At 72.3% G+C, this 19,226-nt stretch carries 16 protein-coding genes and 1 pseudogene; 10 read left to right on the top strand and 7 right to left on the bottom strand.

The features are described 5' to 3' along the window. Positions 1-54: 54 nt before the first annotated feature. The 3 genes from CRYAR_RS13055 to CRYAR_RS13045 all read right to left on the bottom strand — a co-directional run bounded on the left by CRYAR_RS13055 (position 55) and on the right by CRYAR_RS13045 (position 4,829). Positions 55-2,178, bottom strand: a complete 2,124-nt coding sequence (locus CRYAR_RS13055) for an acetate--CoA ligase family protein (protein WP_035850907.1) — start codon at positions 2,176-2,178, stop codon at positions 55-57. 11 nt (positions 2,179-2,189) lie between these two features. Further along, the gene (gene frc / locus CRYAR_RS13050; RefSeq protein ID WP_035850903.1) at positions 2,190-3,416 is read right to left on the bottom strand and encodes a formyl-CoA transferase; all 1,227 of its coding nucleotides are present in this window, start codon (positions 3,414-3,416) and stop codon (positions 2,190-2,192) included. A gap of 135 nt (positions 3,417-3,551) precedes the next feature. Further along, complete coding sequence (locus CRYAR_RS13045; RefSeq protein ID WP_035850901.1) at positions 3,552-4,829, bottom strand: MFS transporter; 1,278 nt, start codon at positions 4,827-4,829, stop codon at positions 3,552-3,554. Positions 4,830-5,013: 184 nt separating this feature from the next. Here CRYAR_RS13045 and CRYAR_RS13040 point away from each other — a divergent pair, with 184 nt between their 5' ends. Continuing rightward, positions 5,014-7,017 carry a hypothetical protein gene (locus tag CRYAR_RS13040; RefSeq protein WP_157017624.1) on the top strand — a complete coding sequence of 668 codons (2,004 nt, stop codon included), beginning with the start codon at positions 5,014-5,016 and terminating at the stop codon, positions 7,015-7,017. Here CRYAR_RS13040 and cysC read toward each other — a convergent pair. Beyond that, positions 6,946-8,805: an adenylyl-sulfate kinase gene (gene cysC / locus CRYAR_RS13035; protein ID WP_051570102.1), complete on the bottom strand. Its 1,860-nt coding sequence runs from the start codon at positions 8,803-8,805 to the stop codon at positions 6,946-6,948. The two genes, CRYAR_RS13040 and cysC, sit on opposite strands and share 72 nt — an antisense overlap. Further along, positions 8,806-9,717: a sulfate adenylyltransferase subunit CysD gene (gene cysD / locus CRYAR_RS13030; RefSeq protein ID WP_035850895.1), complete on the bottom strand. Its 912-nt coding sequence runs from the start codon at positions 9,715-9,717 to the stop codon at positions 8,806-8,808. A 57-nt stretch (positions 9,718-9,774) separates the two neighbouring features. Between cysD and CRYAR_RS13025 the strand changes: the two genes are divergently transcribed. From CRYAR_RS13025 to CRYAR_RS49540, 9 genes and pseudogenes are all read left to right on the top strand, one after another. Then, a complete protein-coding gene (locus CRYAR_RS13025; protein ID WP_035850892.1) occupies positions 9,775-10,269 on the top strand; it encodes a nuclear transport factor 2 family protein in 495 nt (164 codons plus the stop codon). Further along, on the top strand, positions 10,262-11,461 hold the full coding sequence (locus CRYAR_RS13020) for a hypothetical protein (protein ID WP_051570101.1): 1,200 nt from the start codon (positions 10,262-10,264) through the stop codon (positions 11,459-11,461). The genes CRYAR_RS13025 and CRYAR_RS13020 overlap by 8 nt, the downstream gene beginning before the upstream one ends. Next, positions 11,458-12,240, top strand: coding sequence for an SDR family oxidoreductase (locus CRYAR_RS13015; RefSeq protein WP_035850887.1), 783 nt, complete (start codon positions 11,458-11,460; stop codon positions 12,238-12,240). The genes CRYAR_RS13020 and CRYAR_RS13015 overlap by 4 nt, the downstream gene beginning before the upstream one ends. Then, entirely contained in the window at positions 12,237-13,400 is a 1,164-nt protein-coding gene (locus tag CRYAR_RS13010; RefSeq protein ID WP_035862117.1) for a sulfotransferase, read from the top strand. Before CRYAR_RS13015 ends, CRYAR_RS13010 begins: the two co-directional genes overlap by 4 nt. A 36-nt stretch (positions 13,401-13,436) precedes the next feature. Next, positions 13,437-14,939 carry a CU044_5270 family protein gene (locus tag CRYAR_RS13005; RefSeq protein ID WP_157017622.1) on the top strand — a complete coding sequence of 501 codons (1,503 nt, stop codon included), beginning with the start codon at positions 13,437-13,439 and terminating at the stop codon, positions 14,937-14,939. A gap of 41 nt (positions 14,940-14,980) precedes the next feature. Beyond that, on the top strand, positions 14,981-15,535 hold the full coding sequence (locus CRYAR_RS13000; protein ID WP_051570100.1) for an RNA polymerase sigma factor: 555 nt from the start codon (positions 14,981-14,983) through the stop codon (positions 15,533-15,535). Then, positions 15,532-16,332, top strand: a complete 801-nt coding sequence (locus tag CRYAR_RS12995; protein ID WP_035850882.1) for a hypothetical protein — start codon at positions 15,532-15,534, stop codon at positions 16,330-16,332. The genes CRYAR_RS13000 and CRYAR_RS12995 overlap by 4 nt, the downstream gene beginning before the upstream one ends. A gap of 18 nt (positions 16,333-16,350) precedes the next feature. Next, a pseudogene (locus CRYAR_RS50670) lies at positions 16,351-16,518 on the top strand (sigma factor); the annotation flags it as partial. 155 nt (positions 16,519-16,673) lie between these two features. Further along, the gene (locus tag CRYAR_RS49540) at positions 16,674-17,150 is read left to right on the top strand and encodes a hypothetical protein (protein ID WP_245620448.1); all 477 of its coding nucleotides are present in this window, start codon (positions 16,674-16,676) and stop codon (positions 17,148-17,150) included. Here CRYAR_RS49540 and CRYAR_RS12985 read toward each other — a convergent pair whose 3' ends face one another. Both CRYAR_RS12985 and CRYAR_RS12980 read right to left on the bottom strand, forming a co-directional pair. Next, the gene (locus tag CRYAR_RS12985) at positions 17,151-18,551 is read right to left on the bottom strand and encodes an MFS transporter (protein WP_035862112.1); all 1,401 of its coding nucleotides are present in this window, start codon (positions 18,549-18,551) and stop codon (positions 17,151-17,153) included. A 62-nt stretch (positions 18,552-18,613) separates the two neighbouring features. Further along, complete coding sequence (locus CRYAR_RS12980) at positions 18,614-19,201, bottom strand: TetR/AcrR family transcriptional regulator (protein WP_211247421.1); 588 nt, start codon at positions 19,199-19,201, stop codon at positions 18,614-18,616. Positions 19,202-19,226: the final 25 nt, after the last annotated feature.

Genomic DNA, 19,226 nt, shown 5'->3' with positions numbered 1-19,226 from the left:
GTTCGGAACGGGTGCCGCTGTTCACCGCCGTACTGAGTTGGCTCACAAACCAGGTCAGAGCAGGCCCGCGGCGCGGGCCCATCGGTACTTGGCGCCGAGGACAGCCACCGGCTTCTCGGTCGTGTAGGGGTAGGCCACGATCCCGTGGCGGTAGAGGAACTCGCTCGCTTCCTCGACCTCGACGTCACCGGAGAGCGAGGCCACGACCGGCTTGTGGATCCCCCGGGCCCGGAACTCCTCGACGACGTCGACGACGAGCTCGGCGAACGTCATCGGCGGCGTCACGATCGTGTGCCAGTAACCCAGGATCAGGGAGTGGATCCGGGGGTCGGAGAGGCCCAGCGCGACCGTGTTCCGGTACGTGGACGGTGGTTCGCCGCCGGTGATGTCGACCGGGTTGCCGGCCGCGCCGAACGGCGGGATGAACGCGCGGAACGCCTCGTCCAGGTCGCCCGGGATGTGCATCAGCGACAACCCGTTGTCGACGCAGGCGTCGGAGAGCAGCACCCCGGAGCCGCCGGCCCCGGTGATGATCACGACGTTCTCGCCCTGCGGCGTGGGTAGCAGCGGTACGCCCCGGGCGTACTCGAGCATGTCGTTGAGCCCAGGTGCCCGGACCACGCCGCTCTCGCGCAGGATGTCGTCGTAGACCGCGTCGTCACCGGCCAGCGCGCCGGTGTGCGAACCGGCCGCCCGCGCCCCCGCCGAGGTGCGGCCGGCCTTCAGCACGATCACCGGCTTGCGCTTCGACACACGCTGCGCGGTCTCGGCGAACGCCCGCCCGTCCTTGAGGTCCTCCAGGTGCATGGCGATCAGGTGCGTGTGGGGGTCGTCCTCGAAGAACGTCAGCAGGTCGTCCTCGTCGATGTCGGCCTTGTTGCCGACCCCGACGATCGCCGAAACGCCCATCTGGGCCGAGCGGCTGAAGCCGAGGATCGCCATCCCGATGCCGCCGCTCTGCGAGGAGAGCGCGACGCCGCCCGGCACGTCGTAGGGGGTGCAGAACGTCGCCGAGAGGTGCTCGGGGGTGTAGTAGTAGCCGTAGATGTTCGGCCCGAGGATGCGTACCCCGTGCTTGCGGGCGATCTCGACGACCTCGTCCTGGAGATCGTGGTTGCCGGTCTCGCCGAAGCCCGACGGGATCAGGATCGCCCCGGCGACCCCCTTGGCCCCGGCCTCCTCCAGAGCCTGCGGCACGAACTTCGCCGGGATCGCGAAGATCGCCACGTCGACGTCGCCCGGGACGTCGGTGATGCTCTTCACGGCGGGCAACCCGAGGATGTCGGCCGCCTTCGGGTTCACCGGGTGGATCCGACCCCGATATCCGCCGTTGACCAGGTTCTTCATCACCGAGTTGCCGATCTTGCCGTCCTCGCCGGACGCCCCGATGACCGCGACGGCGGCCGGGCGCATGATCCGGTTCATCGACGCGAGGATCTCGTCGCGCCCGAAGCGCACCGGAGTCTTCGCCGCCGCCGGGTCGACCAGGATCCGGACGTCCACGGCGGTGGCGCCGGTGCTGGTGGCCAGCACCGGGTTGAGGTCGACCTCGGCGATCTCCGGGAAGTCGGTGACCAGGTCGGACACCTTCGTGATGAGGTCCGCGAGCGCCTCGGGGTCGGCCGGCTCGGCCCCGCGCACCCCGCGCAGGATCTCGGCCGCCTTGATGCCGTCGACCATCGAACGGGCGGTCTCCAGCGACGTCGGCGCCAGCCGGAACGTCACGTCCTTGAGCACCTCGACCAGCACGCCGCCGAGTCCGAACGCGACGATCTTGCCGAACGTCGGGTCGGTGACCGCGCCGACGATCACCTCGTGACCGCTGGTGAGCTGCTCCTGCACCTGGACGCCGACGATCCGGGCGTCGGCGTCGTACTCGCGGGCGTTGCGCACGATCGTGCGGTAGGCGTCCGCGGCCGCCGCGCCGTCGGCGACCCCGACGATCACTCCCCCGGCTTCGGTCTTGTGGAGGATGTCCGGGGAGACGATCTTCAGCACGACGGGGAAGCCGATCGCAGTGGCGACCGCGACCGCGTCCTCGGGGTTGGTGGCGAGGCCCTCGCCGGGGGTGCGGATGCCGTAGGCCTCGACGACGGCCCGGCCTTCGGGGGCGGTCAGCGAGTCCCGACCTTTCGCGGCGTCGAGAACGCGCCGGACAGCGTCGGTGTCGTAAGCCATCGGAACTCTCCTCAGATCGCGCCGGCGGCGCGGTACGCGTCGGCGCGGTCGGCCAGACCGAGCTCGGCCAGAACCTGGTCGGTGTGCTCGCCGAGCAGCGGTGACCGCTCGACCTCGACGGGGGAATCGGACAGCTTGATCGGCATGCCGACGGTCTTGAACGCGCCGCGCTCCGGGTGGTCGACCTCGACGACCGAGCCGAGCTGCGCGAGCGTGTCGTCCTCGATCAGCTCACGGGTGGACAGGATCGGGCCGCAGGGGATGTCGTGGGCGTTCAGGTCCTCCATCACGGCCCACTTGGTGTGCTTCTCGGTCCACTCCTCGATCAGCGCGAACATCTTGTCGAGCTTGTTCAGCCGCGCCTTCGGGGTGTTCCAGGCCGGGTCGTCGGCGAGTTCGGGCCGGCCGATGAGCTTCGCGATCGGTGCCCACCCGGTGGGCTGGACGATCACGTAGATGTAGTCGTTGGGCCCGCCGGGAGCGCACTTCACCGCCCAGCCGGGCTGGCCGCCGCCGGACGCGTTGCCCGAGCGCGGCACCTCGTCTCCGAAGTTGTCGTTGGGGTACTCGCCGAGCGGACCGTGAGCCAGCCGCTGCTGGTCGCGCAGCTTGACCCGGCACAGGTTGAGCACGGCGTCCTGCATCGCCACCTGAACGCGCTGGCCGCGACCGGTGCTCGTGCGCTGGTAGAGCGCGGCGAGGATGCCGGCGACCAGGTGCACGCCGGTGCCGGAGTCGCCGATCTGGGCGCCGGTCGCGGTCGGCGGGCCGTCCTCGTAGCCGGTGGTGCTCATCGAGCCGCCCATCGCCTGGGCCACGACCTCGTAGGCCTTGAACCCGGCGTAGCGCCCGGGGCCGAAGCCCTTGATCGAGGCGTAGATCAGCCCGGGGTTGAGCTCCTGCAGCCGCTCCCAGGAGAACCCGAAGCGGTCGACGACGCCCGGTCCGAAGTTCTCCACCAGCACGTCGGCTTCGCCGACGAGCTTCGTGAAGATCTCCTTGCCGTCGTCGGACTTCATGTTCACCGTGATGCTGCGCTTGTTGCAGTTCAGCATCGTGAAATACAGGCTGTCGACGTCGGGCAGGTCGCGGAGCTGGCCGCGGGTGATGTCGCCCCGGCCCGGGGCTTCGAGCTTGATGACGTCGGCTCCCAGCCAGGCGAGCAACTGGGTGGCGGAGGGTCCGGATTGGACGTGCGTCATGTCGAGGATTCGGATTCCGTCGAGTGCCTTACCCATCGTCGTCCTCCTGCGTCGTCGGGCGCTTGCATATTGCATACCGTATGACGTGATCAGTATGGTGGCGCAGTTCACACTGCGGTGTCCACCGATTGCGGGAATCGATCCGAAGTGGCTGGTCGGACGCCGGTGGGGTCAGCGTCCCGGGAGGCGCAGGGCCGGGCGGCCGGGCCGGCGGAGAAGGCCCGCCGCGCACGCCCCGAGGACGCCGAGCGCACCGACCACCACGACCGCGACGATTTCGCCGCGGGCCGGTGAACTGGCCGCCACCAGCAGCAGGCCCACCACCCCGCCGACCGCCTTGCCGGTGTAGACGAGGCCGTAGTTGACCAGCGTCGCCTCGTCGCCGAACCAGTCGCGCACCAGGCCGACGAGCAGCGAGTACCCCGCGCCCGTCCCGACACCGGCGACCGCAGCCGACAGCGCGACCGGCCCCGGCTCTCCCCCGGCGAGCAGCCCGAACTGGGCCAGCCCGCCGAGCAGCAGCGCGGCCATCAGCATCCGGCGGCGCCCGAGCCGGTCGGAGAGCCGCCCGGTGACCACCCGGGCCAGCCCGGTGGCCAGCGCGAGCACACCGATCGCGGCGGTACTTCCGGAGACGGCCAGGTAGCCCAGGTCGAACAGCGCCATCGCGGCGATGACGCCGACGAGCGCCCACATCAGCGGCAACATCCCGCTGCGCCAGGCGTCCGCCGGGCGGTACGACCGGATCGCCGGGGCGTTGGCCGGGATGCTGCGGTTCAGGCGGCGGTCGAGCGCCCAGAGCCGGGGGTCGATCCCGGCCGGCCACCAGCGCTCCGGCGGGCGGCGCACCACCAGCGCGGCGCCGGTGACGACGACCGCCACCAGCACGGCGGCGACGTCGAACAGGATCGGGCCCGCGTCCACGACGTACACGACCGCGACGAACGGCACCGCGCCGTAACCGAACGCGCCGCTCACCGCGCCGGTGACGCCCGCGATCCGCTCCGGGAACCACTCGGTGGCCACCCCGATGCACACCACGTAGACCAGCCCGGCCCCCAGTCCGCCGAGCACCGAGTAGCCCAGCAGCACGAGCGTGAGGCTGCCGGTGTGGGCCGGCGTCGCGAGCCCGGCGGCACAGAGCACCGCGGCCGGGAACAACAGCCGCGTCCCGGCCCGGCGGTAGAGCGCGGTGGCCGGGGCCGCGACCCCGGCCTGGCCCGCGACCCACAACCCGAGGACGCACAGCACGTCGGTGCTGCTCCAGCCGTTGCCGCGGGCCAGCGCGGGCAGCGCCGCGGCCAGGCCGTACTGAAGCAGGCCGGCGGCGGCCATCGCGGCCAACGACGCGCGGAGCATCCAGGCCCGGGACCGGCCGGTCAGGTCGGTGGCGTTCTCCCCCACCCGGTACTGCCGGCCGTGGAAGTCGGAAACGAGAGTGAAGCTCATCGCGGTACCTCCTAGCCATACTGTATGCAGTATGCCGCGACCGACTATGACGCATGCCACGCCGCTCTGTCCAGGGCCGAGGACCGCCCGTCCACTAGGGATCTCGTCGCGGTCCGTCCCGGTCGTGCTTGCGCTGCGTCTTTAACATCGCGCGGGACTCGTCGTCGACGATCGGAAAACGGGGATGAATCCGGATAACCCGCCCAGGGATGTCGCACCGCCGCCCAGTGTTCCCACCGAGCCGCAGAACGCGGTCCCGGCCGAACCGGCAACTCCGCCGGAGCGGGTGACGTCGGCCGCCACCAGCCGCGGCTTCGGGCCGCTCGAGTACGCGGTCAAAGGCACGAACCCGATCGCCGCCTGCCTCGGATTCCTGATCTTCGCGGCGGTCGTGTTCGGCGTGGCGTGGGTGCTCGGCTGGCTGGCGCGCATCACCGAGCTCCGGATCTTCGCGTACGTCATGATCCTGGTGATCCTCGGCGGCCTGTTCGTCGTCGGCTACGCGTTCTTCCAGCTCATCGACGGCTACCGGGCGACGTACGTCTACCGCGGCGGCCTGGTCTGGACGCACAACCGGCGCGTCGAGACGGCCGCCTGGGCGGAGGTCGACCGGCTGGTTACCACCGCGGTCGCGGGCCACGATCCGCACGGCGGCCGGCTGGTCACGCTCGACGGCCGCGAGGCGACACTCGAGTTCGGAGCGGGGGGCGAGGGCTTCCGCGACCGGATCCTCGCGGCGCTCACCGAGTGGCACCGGCCGGTCGACTTCAGCGTCGCCGACACGCCCCTGCCCGAGGAACAGAAGGTCAACAAACGGATCGCCGTCGCCTGCGGGGTGCTGGGCGTTCCCGGCGGTCTGTTCCTGAGCTTCCCGTTCTTCCTGGTCGGCGTGCCGATCGGCTTCGCGCTCGCGGCCAGTTACGGCACGGTGGCGCTGATCGTCGCCGGGCTGGCGTTCTTCGTCCCGAAGCTGAAGGTGCCGGCCGGCGTGTTCTTCGGCCTCGCCGGGTTGATCCTCATCATCGAGGCCAACCGCCGGCTCGAGACCAACTTCGTCCTCGTGACCACCGCGGTGATCGCGCTCGAAGCGGCGGTGGTGGTCGCCTGGCGCGCGGTCTGGCGCCGACTCCCCGCACCCCGGCGGCTGGGTGGCCGGCAGAGCCTCGCGCGCCAGTACGGCTGGCGGTACGAGGACACCGCCCAGGTTCCGGTCGCGGGTCTGCGGACCATGAGCAAGCTCATCGGTGTCCCCACCGGCGCGCGCACCGTGACCGGCGAGGGTGTGCTGGTGGCGACCGCCCACGGCGTCGAATGCACGGTCTACGACCGGGTGCGCCGACGCCCGCTGATGACCGATCCGATCCAGACGGTCTGGTCGGTGCCGCTGCCCGTCCCGGTGCCGCCCGTCACGCTCACCGAGCTGGCGTTACCGGGCATCAGCCTGGACTGGCGCGGCGACGTGCGGATCTCCGAGCCGGTGCCGCCGACGCGAGGGGCGCGGATCCTCGGCAGAGCCGTCGACGCGATACCCGTGGCCGAGCACCCGGAGTGGTGGATCGAGGACCGCTACCTGATGGTCGCCGAGTACGGCGTCACCTCGACGAAGACGATCACCGGACGCATCGACTACCTGACCCGGCTCGCGACCTCCACGCCGTGGACGGAGTTGGCCGACCCGGCGGTGTGGCAGCCCGTGGAGCCGACCCGCTGGGACGACGACGCGGTGTTCAGCCCGCCGGTGCTCGAGGCACTACGCGTCGCCGACGAGGAACGGGTCGTCACCCTGCACACGGGTGAGGTGCTCGCCGTGCTGGCCCGGGTCGACCCGCAGCCCGGCTGGGCGCAGCTGTGGCAGCGGACCGGCACTCCGGCGGGGGCCGGGCTCAAGGAGTCCGTCGACCCGCGCGACTACGACCGCACGCCCACACCGGCCTACCGGGGCGGGACGCTGCTGACGCCGGAGCTGGCCCTGGCCCTGACCACGGCCGACCGAATCCGGACCCACTACGGCTACCCGCAGATCACCACCGGCGTGTTCGCTCTGAGCCTCCTGGCCCACCGCGGCACCGGCGCCACCGAAACCCTGCTGGCACCCGGCCGCCTCACCCATCCCCAACTACTCGACGTGGTGCGATCCACGCTGATCGGCGGCCCCCTCCCCGGCCTGGAGGCGCTGGTTCTCCAGTAGGTCGGCGATGGCGGCAGCCATGGTGGCCGGGTCGCCGTCGCCGGGGCGGAGGACGGCTTCGGGGGTGAACGGCGCCTCGTAGGGGGCGTCCACGCCGGTCAGGCCCGGCTCGCCCCGGGCGTAGAGGCCCTTCGGATCGCGGGACGCGCACACCTCGACCGGCGTGTCCACGAACACCTCGTGGAAGGGCAGGCCGGCCTCCCGGTGGGCGGCCCGGACCGCGTCGCGATCGGCGCGGTACGGGCTGACCAGCGACACCACCGCGATCGCGCCGGAGTCGGCGAACAGCTTCGCGACCTCGCCGACCCGGCGGACGTTCTCGGCCCGGTCCTCCCGGGAGAAGCCCAGGTCGGCGCTGAGCCCGTGGCGCAGGTTGTCGCCGTCGAGCAGGTACGCCGGGCGACCGGCCGCGACCAGGCGCCGCTCCAGCTCGACCGCGACCGACGACTTGCCGGACGCCGGCAGCCCGGTCAGCCACACGGTGCCGCCGCGGGTCGCCCGGTCGTCCCGGGTGACGCCGGACGAGTGCCAGCGCACCGACGAGGACGCGACCGCGGGACCGGTGATCATGCCGGCCGCGACCGTCTCGTTCGTCACCTCGTCGACCAGGATGAACCCGCCGGTCGCCCGGTTGCGCCGGTACGGGTCGTAGCTCAGTGGCGTCTGCGTGTGCAGCCGCACCCGGCCGATCTGGTTGAGGCGCAGCTCGGTGGCGTCCGGATCGCGGTGCAGCGTGTTGACGTCCAGCCGGTACTCCAGGGTCCCGACCCGCGCCCGCGTCTCCCGGGTGGTGTGGCGCAGCACGTACCGGCCGCCGACGTCGAGCGCGCCGCGCTCGGAGAACCAGCAGACCAGCGCGTCGAGATCGGTGCCGACGTGCGGCCGGTTGCCCGGCCGGCACAGCAGATCACCGCGGCCGACGTCGATCTCGTCGGCGAGCTGCACGGTGACCGCCTGGGGCGCGAACGCCTCGTCCAGCCGGACGCCGCCCGGCCCCCACAGCGCCCGCACGGTGGTGGTGAACCCGCCGGGCAGGGCCACGACCTCGTCACCGGGGCGCAGCACACCCCCGCCGAGCGTCCCGGCGTACCCGCGGAAACCCGGGGAACGCACCACGTACTGCACCGGGAACCGGGCGTCGATCAGGTTGCGGTCGGACGCGACGTGCACCTGCTCCAGGTGGTGCAGCAGTGGGAGCCCCTCGTACCAGGGCATGTTCGCGCCGCGGTGGACGACGTTGTCGCCGAGCAGCGCGGAGACCGGCACGACGCTCAGATCGGGCACCTCCAGGCGGGCGGCGAAGTTCGTGAAGTCGGCGCTGATCTCCTCGAACCGCGCCGCGGACCACCCGACCAGGTCCATCTTGTTCACGCACAGCACCACGTGCGGCACGCCGAGCAGGCTGGCCAGGAACGCGTGCCGCCGGGACTGCTCGGTGAGCCCGTTCACCGCGTCGACCAGGATCAGCGCGAGGTCGGCCGTGGACGCGCCGGTCACCATGTTGCGGGTGTACTGGATGTGCCCGGGGGTGTCGGCGATGACGAACGAGCGCTTCGGCGTCGCGAAGTACCGGTAGGCGACGTCGATCGTGATGCCCTGTTCGCGCTCGGCCCGCAGGCCGTCGGTGAGCAGTGCGAGGTTGAGCTCCTCGCCCCGGTCGCGGCTGGCCTGCTCGACCGCGGCCAGCTGGTCGGTGAACGTCGCCTTGGAGTCGTAGAGCAGACGCCCGACCAGCGTGGACTTCCCGTCGTCGACGGAGCCCGCCGTCGCTACCCGTAGTGACTTCATTTAGAAGTAGCCCTCCCGCTTGCGGTCTTCCATGCCGGCGGCGGAGATCCGGTCGTCGGCGCGGGTGGCCCCGCGCTCGGTGACCCGGGTGGCCGCGATCTCGGTCACGACCTCGTCGGGGGTGGCCGCGGACGACTCCACGCACCCGGTGCAGGTCGCGTCGCCGACCGTGCGGAACCGCACCAGCGTCTCCACCGGCTCCTCCCCGGGCAGCAGCGCCAGGTGCCGGGTGTGGGCCAGCAGCATGCCGTCCCGCGCGACGACCGGCCGCCGGTGGGCGTAGTAGAGCGACGGCAGCTCGATGCGCTCGTCCCGGATGTAGCGCCAGATGTCGAGCTCGGTCCAGTTCGACAGCGGGAACACCCGGATGTGTTCGCCCGGCCGGTGCCTGCCGTTGTAGAGGTTCCAGAGCTCGGGCCGCTGGCCGCGCGGATCCCACTGGCCGTGCTTGTCGCGGAAGCTGAACACCCGCTCCTTGGCCCGCGCCTTCTCCTCGTCCCGCCTGGCCCCACCGAACACCGCGTCGAAACGGTGCTCGCCGATCGTCCGCAGCAGGGTGGTGGTCTGGAGGCGGTTGCGGCTGGCGCCGGGCCCGGTCTCCTCCACCACCCGGCCCGCGTCGATGTCCTCCTGGACGTTCCCCACGATCAGGCGGACGCCGAGCCTGCGGACGCTCTCGTCGCGATAGGCCAGCACCTCGTCGAAGTTGTGGCCGGTATCGACGTGCAGGACACCGAACGGGAGCGGCGCCGGCCAGAACGCCTTCACGGCCAGGTGCAGCATCACGACGGAGTCCTTACCGCCGGAGAACAGCAGCACCGGCCGCTCGAACGTCGCCGCGACCTCGCGGACGATGTGGACCGCTTCGGCCTCCAGGGCCTGCAGGTGGGTCATCTCGTAGGACACCGTCATGCGTCAGAATTAGAACAGGTTCTTGTGTCGGAGGCCAGGACGCGGCAGGCTGTGTGGATGGAGAGCCGCACGCTGGAACACCTGCTCACGCTGGAGGACATCCGCCGGCTGAAGTACCGCTACCTGCGCAGCGTCGACCAGAAAGCGTGGGACGACCTAGCCGACACGCTGACCGTGGACGCGGTGGCCGACTACGGCACGCCGGCGATGGGCGATCGGTTACTGCTGACCGGCCGCGCCGCGATCATCACGTTCATGAAGGAGAACCTCGGCCCGGGGCTGATCAGCGTTCACGCGGCCGGGCAGCCGGAGATCGAGGTGAACGGCGATACCGCGACCGGGCGGTGGGCGTTCACCGACCTGATCATCGCGCCGGAGTACCGGATCGTGATCCAGGGCGCGGCGTTCTACCAGGACGAGTACGCGCGCGACACCGACGGCGCCTGGCGGATCAGCCGCACCGGCTACGACCGCACGTACGAGGCGACGCTCTCGCTCGACGACCTCCCGAAGTTCCGCATCACGGCGAACCGGTGGGCCACCGTTGACTGATAACGAGAACCAGTTCTTGCGCGCGACGGCGTTCACTCAGCCGTTCGCCGACGCCATCGTCGAAGCCGAGAAGATCATCGCCGACGCCCCGCACGTGAAGACCGAGCAGGATCTGCTCGAGGGCTACGACTACCTCGCCGGCAGCATCAAGGCCTCGCTGCACATGGCGTGGGCGTACGAGCGCGAGTTCCCGTTCTTCACCCAGTCCACCGGGCCGTACACGAAGATGGCGCTGGACAACCCCGACACGCTCTACTTCAACGCGCACCTGCGCCCCGAGGCGGAGTACGTGGTCACCGGGCGCCGGGGCACCACGCGGGACCTGAGTTTCCAGGTGCTCTCCGGCGACTACTCACCGGCCGAGGTGCCCGACAGCCCGTCCGCGTTCGACGACCGGTCGATCGACGTGGCCGCGGACGGCACGTTCGAGGTGCGGTTCGGGCCGGGCGCCGCGCGGAAGAACTACGTGACGCTGGCGCCGGGCGCGACGATGCTCGCGGTGCGCGAGGTCTACAGCGACTGGGCCACCGAGACGCGCGGGGAGATCCGCATCCACCGGGTCGACACCGCGGGCGGGGCGCCGACGCCGCCGACCGCGGCGCAGCTGGAGAAGCGCTACGCGGTGGCCGGCAAGATGCTGCTCTCGCGGTTACGCACCTGGCTGCAGTTCCCTGAGTGGTTCTACCTGAAGCTGCCGGTGAACACGCTCACCGAGCCCCGCCTCACGCCCGGCGGGTTGTCCACCCAGTACTCGTCGGCCGGGCACTACGAGCTGCCCGACGACGTCGCGATGGTGGTGACCGTGCCGAAGTCGGACGCGCCGTACCAGGGCCTGCAGCTCGGCAGCCGCTGGTACATCTCGCTCGACTACCAGAACCACCAGACGAGCCTCACCACCGACCAGGCGAAAGCCGACCCCGACGGGCTGATCCGGTTCGTGATCAGCGAGCAGGACCCGGGGCTGACGAACTGGATCGAGCGCACCGGGCACGACCGCGGGTTCGTGCAGCTGCGCTGGCAGCGGGTGGCCCGCGCGATGACCGCGGCGGACGGTCCCACCGTGGAGCTGGTGCCGGTGAGCGAGCTCGCCGATCGGGTCCCGTACCACCAGGAGCAGCGGATCACGCCCGAGGCGTGGGCCGCGCGGATCGCCGGAAGGCAGGCAGCCGTGAACCGCCGGATGCTCGGATGAGCGGCCTGTTGCAGGACAAGGTCGTCGTGGTCTCGGGCGTCGGCCCGGGGCTGGGGCGCTCGATCGCGGTGCGCAGCGCGGCCGCCGGCGCCGACGTCGTGCTGGCCGCGCGCACCGAGGCCCGCCTGGCCGAGGTGGCCAAGGAGGTCACCGCCCTCGGGCGGCGCGCGGTCACGTTCCGCACCGACATCCGCAAGGACGACGACGTCGAGGCCCTCGCCGAGGGTGCGTTGACGGCGTTCGGGCGGGTCGACGCGCTGATCAACAACGCGTTCGCGATCCCGCCGCTGGAAAAATTGTCCGACGTCGACCCGGACGGCATCCGGCGCGGCTTCGAGACCAACGTGCTGGCCGCGCTCGCGCTCACCCGGCGGTTCCTCCCAGCGCTGCAGGACAGCGCGGGCGCGGTCGTCTTCATCAACTCGGCGGTGCTCCGCCACTCCCGGCTGACGTTCGGCCCCTACAAGATGGCCAAAGCCGCGCTGCTCGCGCTGGCTCAGAACCTGGCCACCGAGGTCGGGCCGCAGGGGGTCCGGGTCAACTCGGTCGCGCCCGGCTACATCTGGGCCGACAACCTCAAGTGGTACTTCGACTACCTCGCCGGCGAGCGCGGGGTGACGTCGAAGGAGGTGTACGACGAGACCGCGGCCGACCTCGACCTGCGCCGGCTGCCCGAACCCGACGAGATCGCCGACGCGGTGGTGTTCCTGGCCTCCTCGATGGCCAGCGGCATCACCGGTCAGTGCCTGGACGTCAACTGCGGGGAGTGGCACCACTGATGGCCGGACGGGACAAAGTCGGCACGGTCGAGGATCTGCACGCCTCGGCCACCAAGATCACCGGGCTCGACGACTTCGGCGACGACGACTACCGCGAGGGCCTCGCCGTCCTGCTGGAGTCCTACGCCGCGGACGCCGCCCTCACGCCGCTCGGTAACGCGGTGAAACGGGCGTTCCTGCGGGGCGCGCTGGTGGCCCGGCTGCTGTCGGAGTTCGCGTGGAAGCAGCACCCGGAGTACGCCCGGGTGCCGGTCGAGCGTCCGATCTTCGTCACCGGGCTGCCCCGGACCGGTACCACCGCGCTCCACCGGCTCCTCACCGCCGACCCGGCCCACCAGGGCCTCGAGATGTGGCTCACCGAGGCCCCGCAGCCCCGGCCCCCGCGCGAGGCCTGGGACGCCGACCCGCTCTACCAGCGCATCCAGGGCGCGTTCGCGCAGCACCACGTCGAGCACCCCGAGTTCATGGGGTTGCACTACATGTCGGCCGACCAGGTCGAGGAGTGCTGGCAGCTGCTCCGCCAGTCGATGGAGTCGGTGTCGTTCGAGTGCCTCGCGCACCTGCCCCGGTACTCGGCCTGGCTGGCCGAGCGCGACTGGGTGTCGGCGTACGCCCGGCACCGGCACAACCTGCAGCTGATCGGCCTGCCGGACGCCGGGAAACGCTGGGTGCTCAAGAACCCCAGCCACCTCTTCGCGCTCGACGCGCTGTTCGCCGCGTACCCCGACGCGCTGGTGATCCAGACCCACCGCGCACCGCGCACCGCGATGGCGTCGGTGTGCAGCCTCGCGCAGGCGGCCACCGCCGGGTGGTCGACGCGCTTCACCGGCGACGTGGTCGGGCGCGACCAGCTCGACCTGTGGTCCCGCGGCCTCGACCGGTTCCGCGCCGACCGGGCGAAGTACGACCCGGCGCAATTCTGCGACGTCGAGTACTCGGAGTTCGTCGCCGACCCGGTCGGCACCGCGGAGCGCGTCTACGGCCACTTCGGTCTCGACCTCACCGACGCCGCCCGCGCCGCGATGGCCGCGCTGCACGAGGAGAGCCGCACCGGGGACCGGAAACCCGCGCACCGCTACACGCTCGACGACTTCGGCCTGACCCCCGGGCAGGTCGACGAGCGCTTCACCGACTACCTTTCCTCCCACCGGAGCAGCTAGCGGGAACCTGTCCGGGCGCCGCGGACAGGACAGGACGTGAGCACTTCCCCGCAGGATCCGTCACCCCTTCCCGAGGCTCTGCTACCCGCGGCCGACGCGCGGCGCGGTGCGCTGCTCCGCGAGTTCGACCGGGCGCCCGGTCGAACAGCGGGCCGCCGCCGTCGGGTGCTCGTGCCGGCGTTGGCGGCCGGAGCGCTGGCCGCCACAGTGGCGCTCACCGGCGTCGTCACCCAGGTCGTCGACCGGAACGACACGGCGCCGACCACCGGGTCACCGGCGGTGCGCCCGGCCGCCCCGGTGCTGCGGGACCCCGATCTCGACGCGGTGCTGGCGCGCGCCGACGAGGTCGGCCGGCGGTACCGCAACCCGGGGTTCGGGCCTGCGGACTACATCTACACGCAGTCCCGGGTCCGGACTCCGAGCGGTGCGCTCGTGACCCAGGAGGAATGGTTCCCGGTCGACGGCGACGGCCCGGTGGTCACCACGCGCGGCGGGACGACGACCGAGTCGCCCAGCGGCGCGAGGAAACCGTCGGGCCCGGTCTTCACGCTGCCCGTGATCGCGGCCGACCCCACGTACTACCGGCTGGGTGGCGGCGTCGGCATCGCCGAGAACGGGCCGCTGGCGCTGATCGCCGAGATCCGGAAAGCCACCGCGAAGCAGGGCGACGACTCGGACGCCGCGGTGTTCGCGCGGCTGCGCCGGATGCTGCGGGTGGGCGGGCACATGGACGGCCAGGTGCGGACCTGGCTCTACCACGCCGCCGCGCTGGTTCCCGGCGTGCGCTACGACCGCGACGAGGCCGACGTCGCCGGGCGCAGAGGCGTCGCGCTCACGCTGACCGCCGACGGGAAGCGGCAGCGGATCGTGCTCGACCCGACCACCGGCGCGCTGCTCTCCCAGGCCGGGTCCGACGACGAAGCGGCGCCGGCGATCCTGCGCTCGGGGCTCACGCACGAGGTGGGCGGTCCGCTCGTCGTCTACCGTCCGGAGCCCCGGCGCAGCGTGCCGGACGTCTCGCTGCCGAAGGAGAGCTGGGATCCGGCCGCCTCGGTGCGTGACCTCGACTTCGCCAACCTCGAGTACGAGCTGCCGCTGAACGTCGACGACCCGGAGAAGGTCATCGCGGGTGTCGACTCGGGGTCGGGCGGGCCGGTCGGGAAGTTCCGGGACGGCGTCGCGCTGGTGCCGCCGGGCGGGAAGAACCCGCTGCGGCTGACGCTGGACCCGGCGATCGTCTACGTGCGGCCCACCGCCGCCCAGGTGGGGCCGGACGCCACCGGCGGTGACGCGGCCGAGACCGCGGTCGTCGTCCTGCGGATGACCCGCGCGGGCGCGCCGACCCAGTACGCGATCATCGCGTTCAGCGGACAACCCGGGCCGCTGTTCCCGGGGCCGCAGTCGATCGTGCTGATCGTGACCGGTGGGCCCGGCCCGGTCGTCAGCGCGTCCGGGGACACGCTGTCGGTCGCCGAGCGGCCGGGAGCTCCGGTCCGCCGGTCGGTCCGCAACGGCGTCGGCTTCGAGCCGAAGCCGTGAGCCCGGGGAACCTGGGTGACCGCTGTGGACAGGACACCGGTGTGACCACTTCACTGCGGAGCCGCGTTCGCGCCGGTGACCCCGCCGCGTTCGGCGAACTGTTCGACACGGCCGCCCGCCGCGTCTACAACCACGCGTACCGGCTGCTCGGCGACTGGTCCGCGGCCGAGGACGCGGTCTCGCTGACGTTCCTCGAGGCGTGGCGGTGCCGCTCGCGGGTGCGGCCCGACGGGGATTCGCTGGTGCCGTGGCTGCTGGGCATCGCGACGAACGTCGCCCGCAACACCGCGCGGGCCCGGCGCCGGCACGCGGCCGCGCTGGGCCGGTTACCGATGCCGCACGACGAACCCGACTTCGCCGACGACGTCGCCGACCGGGTCGACGTCCTGGCCTCCGCGCGCTCCGCCCAGGAGGCGCTGGCGCGGTTGCGTCGGCCGGAACGGGAGGTGTTCGCGCTGTGCGTGTACGCCTCGCTGGACTACGCGGCGGCGGCCGAGGCGCTCGGGATCCCGGTGGGCACCGTGCGGTCCCGGCTCTCCCGGGCGCGCGCCCGCTTGCGTGACGTCACGGTTCCGGCCGAGCGGGTGACCCGGTGACCACCGATCTCGACCTACCGGACGCCGACGGGCGGCGGGCGGCGCTCCTGCGGGAGTTCCGGCGCGAGCCGGTGGCCCGCCCGCGGCTCCTGGCGCCGGCCTTCGCCGCCGGCGCGCTGGCGGTGACCGTGCTGGGCGCGGCGCTGGCCGGAACGATCGTGCGGGAACCGCCGTCGCCGGCCACCACCGTGGCGGAGCTCCGGGCCCGGCTCGACCACCTCGACGCGACCGTGCCGCCGACCGCCCGCTCGTACTCCCCCGACCAGTTCGTGTACGTCCGGACGCCGTCGGCGGAGACCTGGCTCTCGGAGGGCGGCACCCAGCGCGGTGCGGTCCTCGACGCGGACGGGCTGCGCACCACCGAGCCGCTGGTGCCGGCCCCGGACGCCCGGAAACCGGCGACCGTCGAGCGCGTGATCGCCCACCCGTCCCTCACCGGTCTCCTCGCGCTGCAGGACGGTCCGGTCCGGACGGCGCCCGCGGAGCTGGTTCGCCACCGCACCCCGGGCGACGCGTTCGCGGCGGTCCGCGCGCTGCTGCGGGTCGGCGGCCTGGTGCCGGAGCGGACCCGGACGTGGCTGTACCGGGCCGCGGCGTCCGTGCCGGGCGTGACCGTGCGGACCGGCGTCGCCGACACCGCCGGGCGCTCCGGCTGGGCGTTGACGCTGGGCCGTCAGGTGATCCTGTTCGATCCCGACGACGGGTCGCTGCTCGCCGAGGCGTCGTCCGGTCCACCGGGGCCACCCGTGTTGTCCGGCACGCTCGTCCGCTGGGCCGGCGTTCGCCCGACGAAATAGGCGGGAACTCCGCTTCCGCTGTGGACAGAACAGGGGCGTGACGGTGACTGGTCCGCGGCCGAGGACACGGTCTCGCTGACGCTCCCCGAGGCCTGGCGCTGCCGCGAGCGGATCGACGCGGCCGGCGGCACGCTGCTGCCCTGGTTGCTCGGGATCGCGACGAACGTCGTGCGCAACACCGCCCGGTCCCGGCGTCGGCACGCCGCGGCGCTGGCCCGGCTGCCGAATCCGCTTCCCGAACCGGACTTCGTCGACGAGCTCGCCGAGCGGGAGCGGTGGCGGGCGGTGCGGGCCGCGCTCGAGACCTTGCGCCGGCGGTGGTGCCCGCGACGGTCCGGGACGTGGATTTCCGGAACGGCGACTGGCGGGTGCCGCTGCGGGTGGGCGAGGACGGGTCCTTCTCGGTCACGCCGCTGGTGGCCGAGCAGCTGGTCGCGCACTTCGCCGAGGGAACGGCCGTCGCCGGAGCGAACCGCCTGTCGATCGACACGCACCGCTTCCCCGTCCGCTACCTGCAGCCGACGCCGAAGCAGGTCGGGGCGGCCGACGGGCCGGTGCCGGAGGCCGCGATCGTCGTGGTCGAGCTCCGGGACGCCGAGGGAGTCGCCTACGTGGTGCTCGGGTTCACCGGCCGGCCGGGCCCCGACTTCCCCGGCCCCGCGTTCCTGGTGCTGCTCTCCCTCGACCCCGCCGGGCCACCCGAGGTCACGACCGATCGGGACGTCGTCTCGATCACGACGCCGACCGGCCGGGAGGTCCAGCGCTTCACCCGATCGGTCGTCGACGGCACCGACCAGGGCTTCACGCGCAGGTGGTGACTAGCGGCGCTCGCGGGGCAGGAGCAGGCAGAGCAGGGCACCGGTGAGCGCCGCGGCCGCCGCGACCGTGTAGGCGAGGCGGAACGCGCCCAGACCGGTCGGCAGCGCGCCGCCGCCGGTGGTGACGAACGCGTCGGCGAGCAGCACCGCCATGATCGCGCTGGACATCGACGTTCCCAGCGATCGCATCAGCGTGTTGAGCCCGTTCGCCGCCGCGGTCTCCCCCACCGGGACGTTCTGCATGATCAGCGTCGGCATGGCGGCGTAGGCGAGCGCGATGCCGAGGCCGGTGACGATCGCGATGAGCACGATCTGCCAGACCGCGTGCATGAGGAACGACGCGGCCGCGAACGCGGACCCGAGCACGGTGGCCCCGACCAGCAGCGTCGTCCGCGCGCCGCGGGCCGCGGTCAGCCGGGCCGAGAGCGGCGACGCGAACAGCATCACCAGACCGCTGGGCGCCATGCAGAGCCCGGCGGCGAGCATCGACTGACCGAGCCCGAAGCCGGTGCCGCGCGGTGCCTGCAGCAGTTGCGGCAGGATCATCACGCTGCCGTACATCGCGAAGCCGATCAGCACCGACGCGCAGTTGGTCACCAGCACCGGCCGGCGCACGGTCGTCCGCAGATCGACGAGCGGAGCCTTCCGGCGCAGCTCGAACATTGCCCACAGCGGCGCCACCACCGCGGCGACGGCGGCGGGGCCCACCACGGCCGGGCTGGTCCAGCCCCAGGTGTTGCCCTTGGAGATGACGAGCAGCAGGCCGGTCAGCCACACCGCGAGCCCGGCGGCGCCGACCACGTCGAACCGGCCGCCGGCCCGCAGGCCCGACTCCGGGACGACGGCGACGACCGCGACCAGCGCCAGCGCGCCGACCGCTCCCGCGCCCCAGAACAGCAGGTGCCAGTCGGCGTTCTCGGCGACGAGCGCGGACGCCGGCAGGCCGATCGCCGCGCCGGTGCCCATCGTCGAACTCATGAACGCGATCGCCGAGCCTTGCCGGTCGGCCGGGAGGATGTCTTTCATCAGGCTGATGCCGAGCGGGATCGCGCCCGCTCCGGCGCCCTGCAGCACCCGGCCGACGACCATCAGCGCGAGCGAACCGCTGAGCGCCGAGCACACCGCGCCGACGACGAGCAGCCCGAGCGAGACGATCATCATCCGGCGCTTGCCGAACATGTCGCCCATCCGGCCGGCGACCGGCGTCGCCACGGCCCCGGCGAGCAGCGTGGCGGTGAGTACCCAGGACGCGTCGTCGGGCGCGGCGTCGAGCAGGGTCGGCAGGCTCGGGATCAGCGGGACGACGATCGTCTGCATGATCGCGGCGACCAGGCCGCCGCTGGCGAGCACGGGGACGATGAAGCGGGGTGTCGCCGGCGCGTCCGCGGGCGCTCGCAGCATCTCGTCCACCACGGTGCGCGCCCCCCGAAAGCTTTGGTTGTTGAAAGCAACAACACGGTAATTTACCGGAACGAGGCGCCCACCTGGTCTAGTACCTCGTCGATCGTCGGGATCAGCGCGCGGACCTCGGGTTCCTCGATCCAGAGCGCGGTGGCGACGCGCAGCCCGGCGAGGAACGCGGCGGCCAGCACGCGGGTGGCCCGGCGCGCGTCCGGGGTGTCGGTTCCGGACCGCTCCTGGAGCACCCGGGCGACGTCACGCTCGAACGCCCCGTAGATGACCGACTGGCGGGCGACGAGCGACGGGTGCTGACGCAGCGCGCGCATCGCGGTCGCGCGGGCCAGGTTCGGGTCGGCCCACTGCCCGTACAGCGCGCGCAGGCTCTCCCGCAGCGCGCACCACGGCGGCTCGGCGCGCGGTCGCTCCCGGAGCGCGTCGAGCCACTCCCGGAGCCGCTCGACGTCGCCGTGCAGGATCGCGTCCTCCTTGCTCGGGAAGTAGTTCGAGAACGTGCGGCGCGAGAGTTCGGCGGCGTCCGCGATGGCCTCGGTCGTGACCCGGTCCAGACCCTGCTCGAGCGCGAGCCGGACCGCGGCCTCGTGCAACGCCTGGCGCGCCGCCGTCTTCTTCCGCTCACGCAGTCCGTCCACGCCGGTCAGCCTAGCGTTTTTCCCG

It is taken from the genome of Cryptosporangium arvum DSM 44712 (assembly GCF_000585375.1).
Taxonomy (GTDB): domain Bacteria; phylum Actinomycetota; class Actinomycetes; order Mycobacteriales; family Cryptosporangiaceae; genus Cryptosporangium; species Cryptosporangium arvum.
This window is presented reverse-complemented; position numbering and strand designations above follow the sequence as displayed.

Bases quoted from the DNA above. Each gene is read 5' to 3' on its own strand.
- cysD (WP_035850895.1), bottom strand. From the start codon at position 9,717: ATGACGGTGTCCTACGAGATGACCCACCTGCAGGCCCTGGAGGCCGAA.
- CRYAR_RS12985 (WP_035862112.1), bottom strand. From the start codon at position 18,551: ATGCTGCGAGCGCCCGCGGACGCGCCGGCGACACCCCGCTTCATCGTC.
- frc (WP_035850903.1), bottom strand. From the start codon at position 3,416: ATGGGTAAGGCACTCGACGGAATCCGAATCCTCGACATGACGCACGTC.
- cysC (WP_051570102.1), bottom strand. From the start codon at position 8,805: ATGAAGTCACTACGGGTAGCGACGGCGGGCTCCGTCGACGACGGGAAG.
- CRYAR_RS13045 (WP_035850901.1), bottom strand. From the start codon at position 4,829: ATGAGCTTCACTCTCGTTTCCGACTTCCACGGCCGGCAGTACCGGGTG.
- CRYAR_RS13040 (WP_157017624.1), top strand. From the start codon at position 5,014: ATGAATCCGGATAACCCGCCCAGGGATGTCGCACCGCCGCCCAGTGTT.
- CRYAR_RS13015 (WP_035850887.1), top strand. From the start codon at position 11,458: ATGAGCGGCCTGTTGCAGGACAAGGTCGTCGTGGTCTCGGGCGTCGGC.
- CRYAR_RS13055 (WP_035850907.1), bottom strand. From the start codon at position 2,178: ATGGCTTACGACACCGACGCTGTCCGGCGCGTTCTCGACGCCGCGAAA.
- CRYAR_RS13025 (WP_035850892.1), top strand. From the start codon at position 9,775: ATGGAGAGCCGCACGCTGGAACACCTGCTCACGCTGGAGGACATCCGC.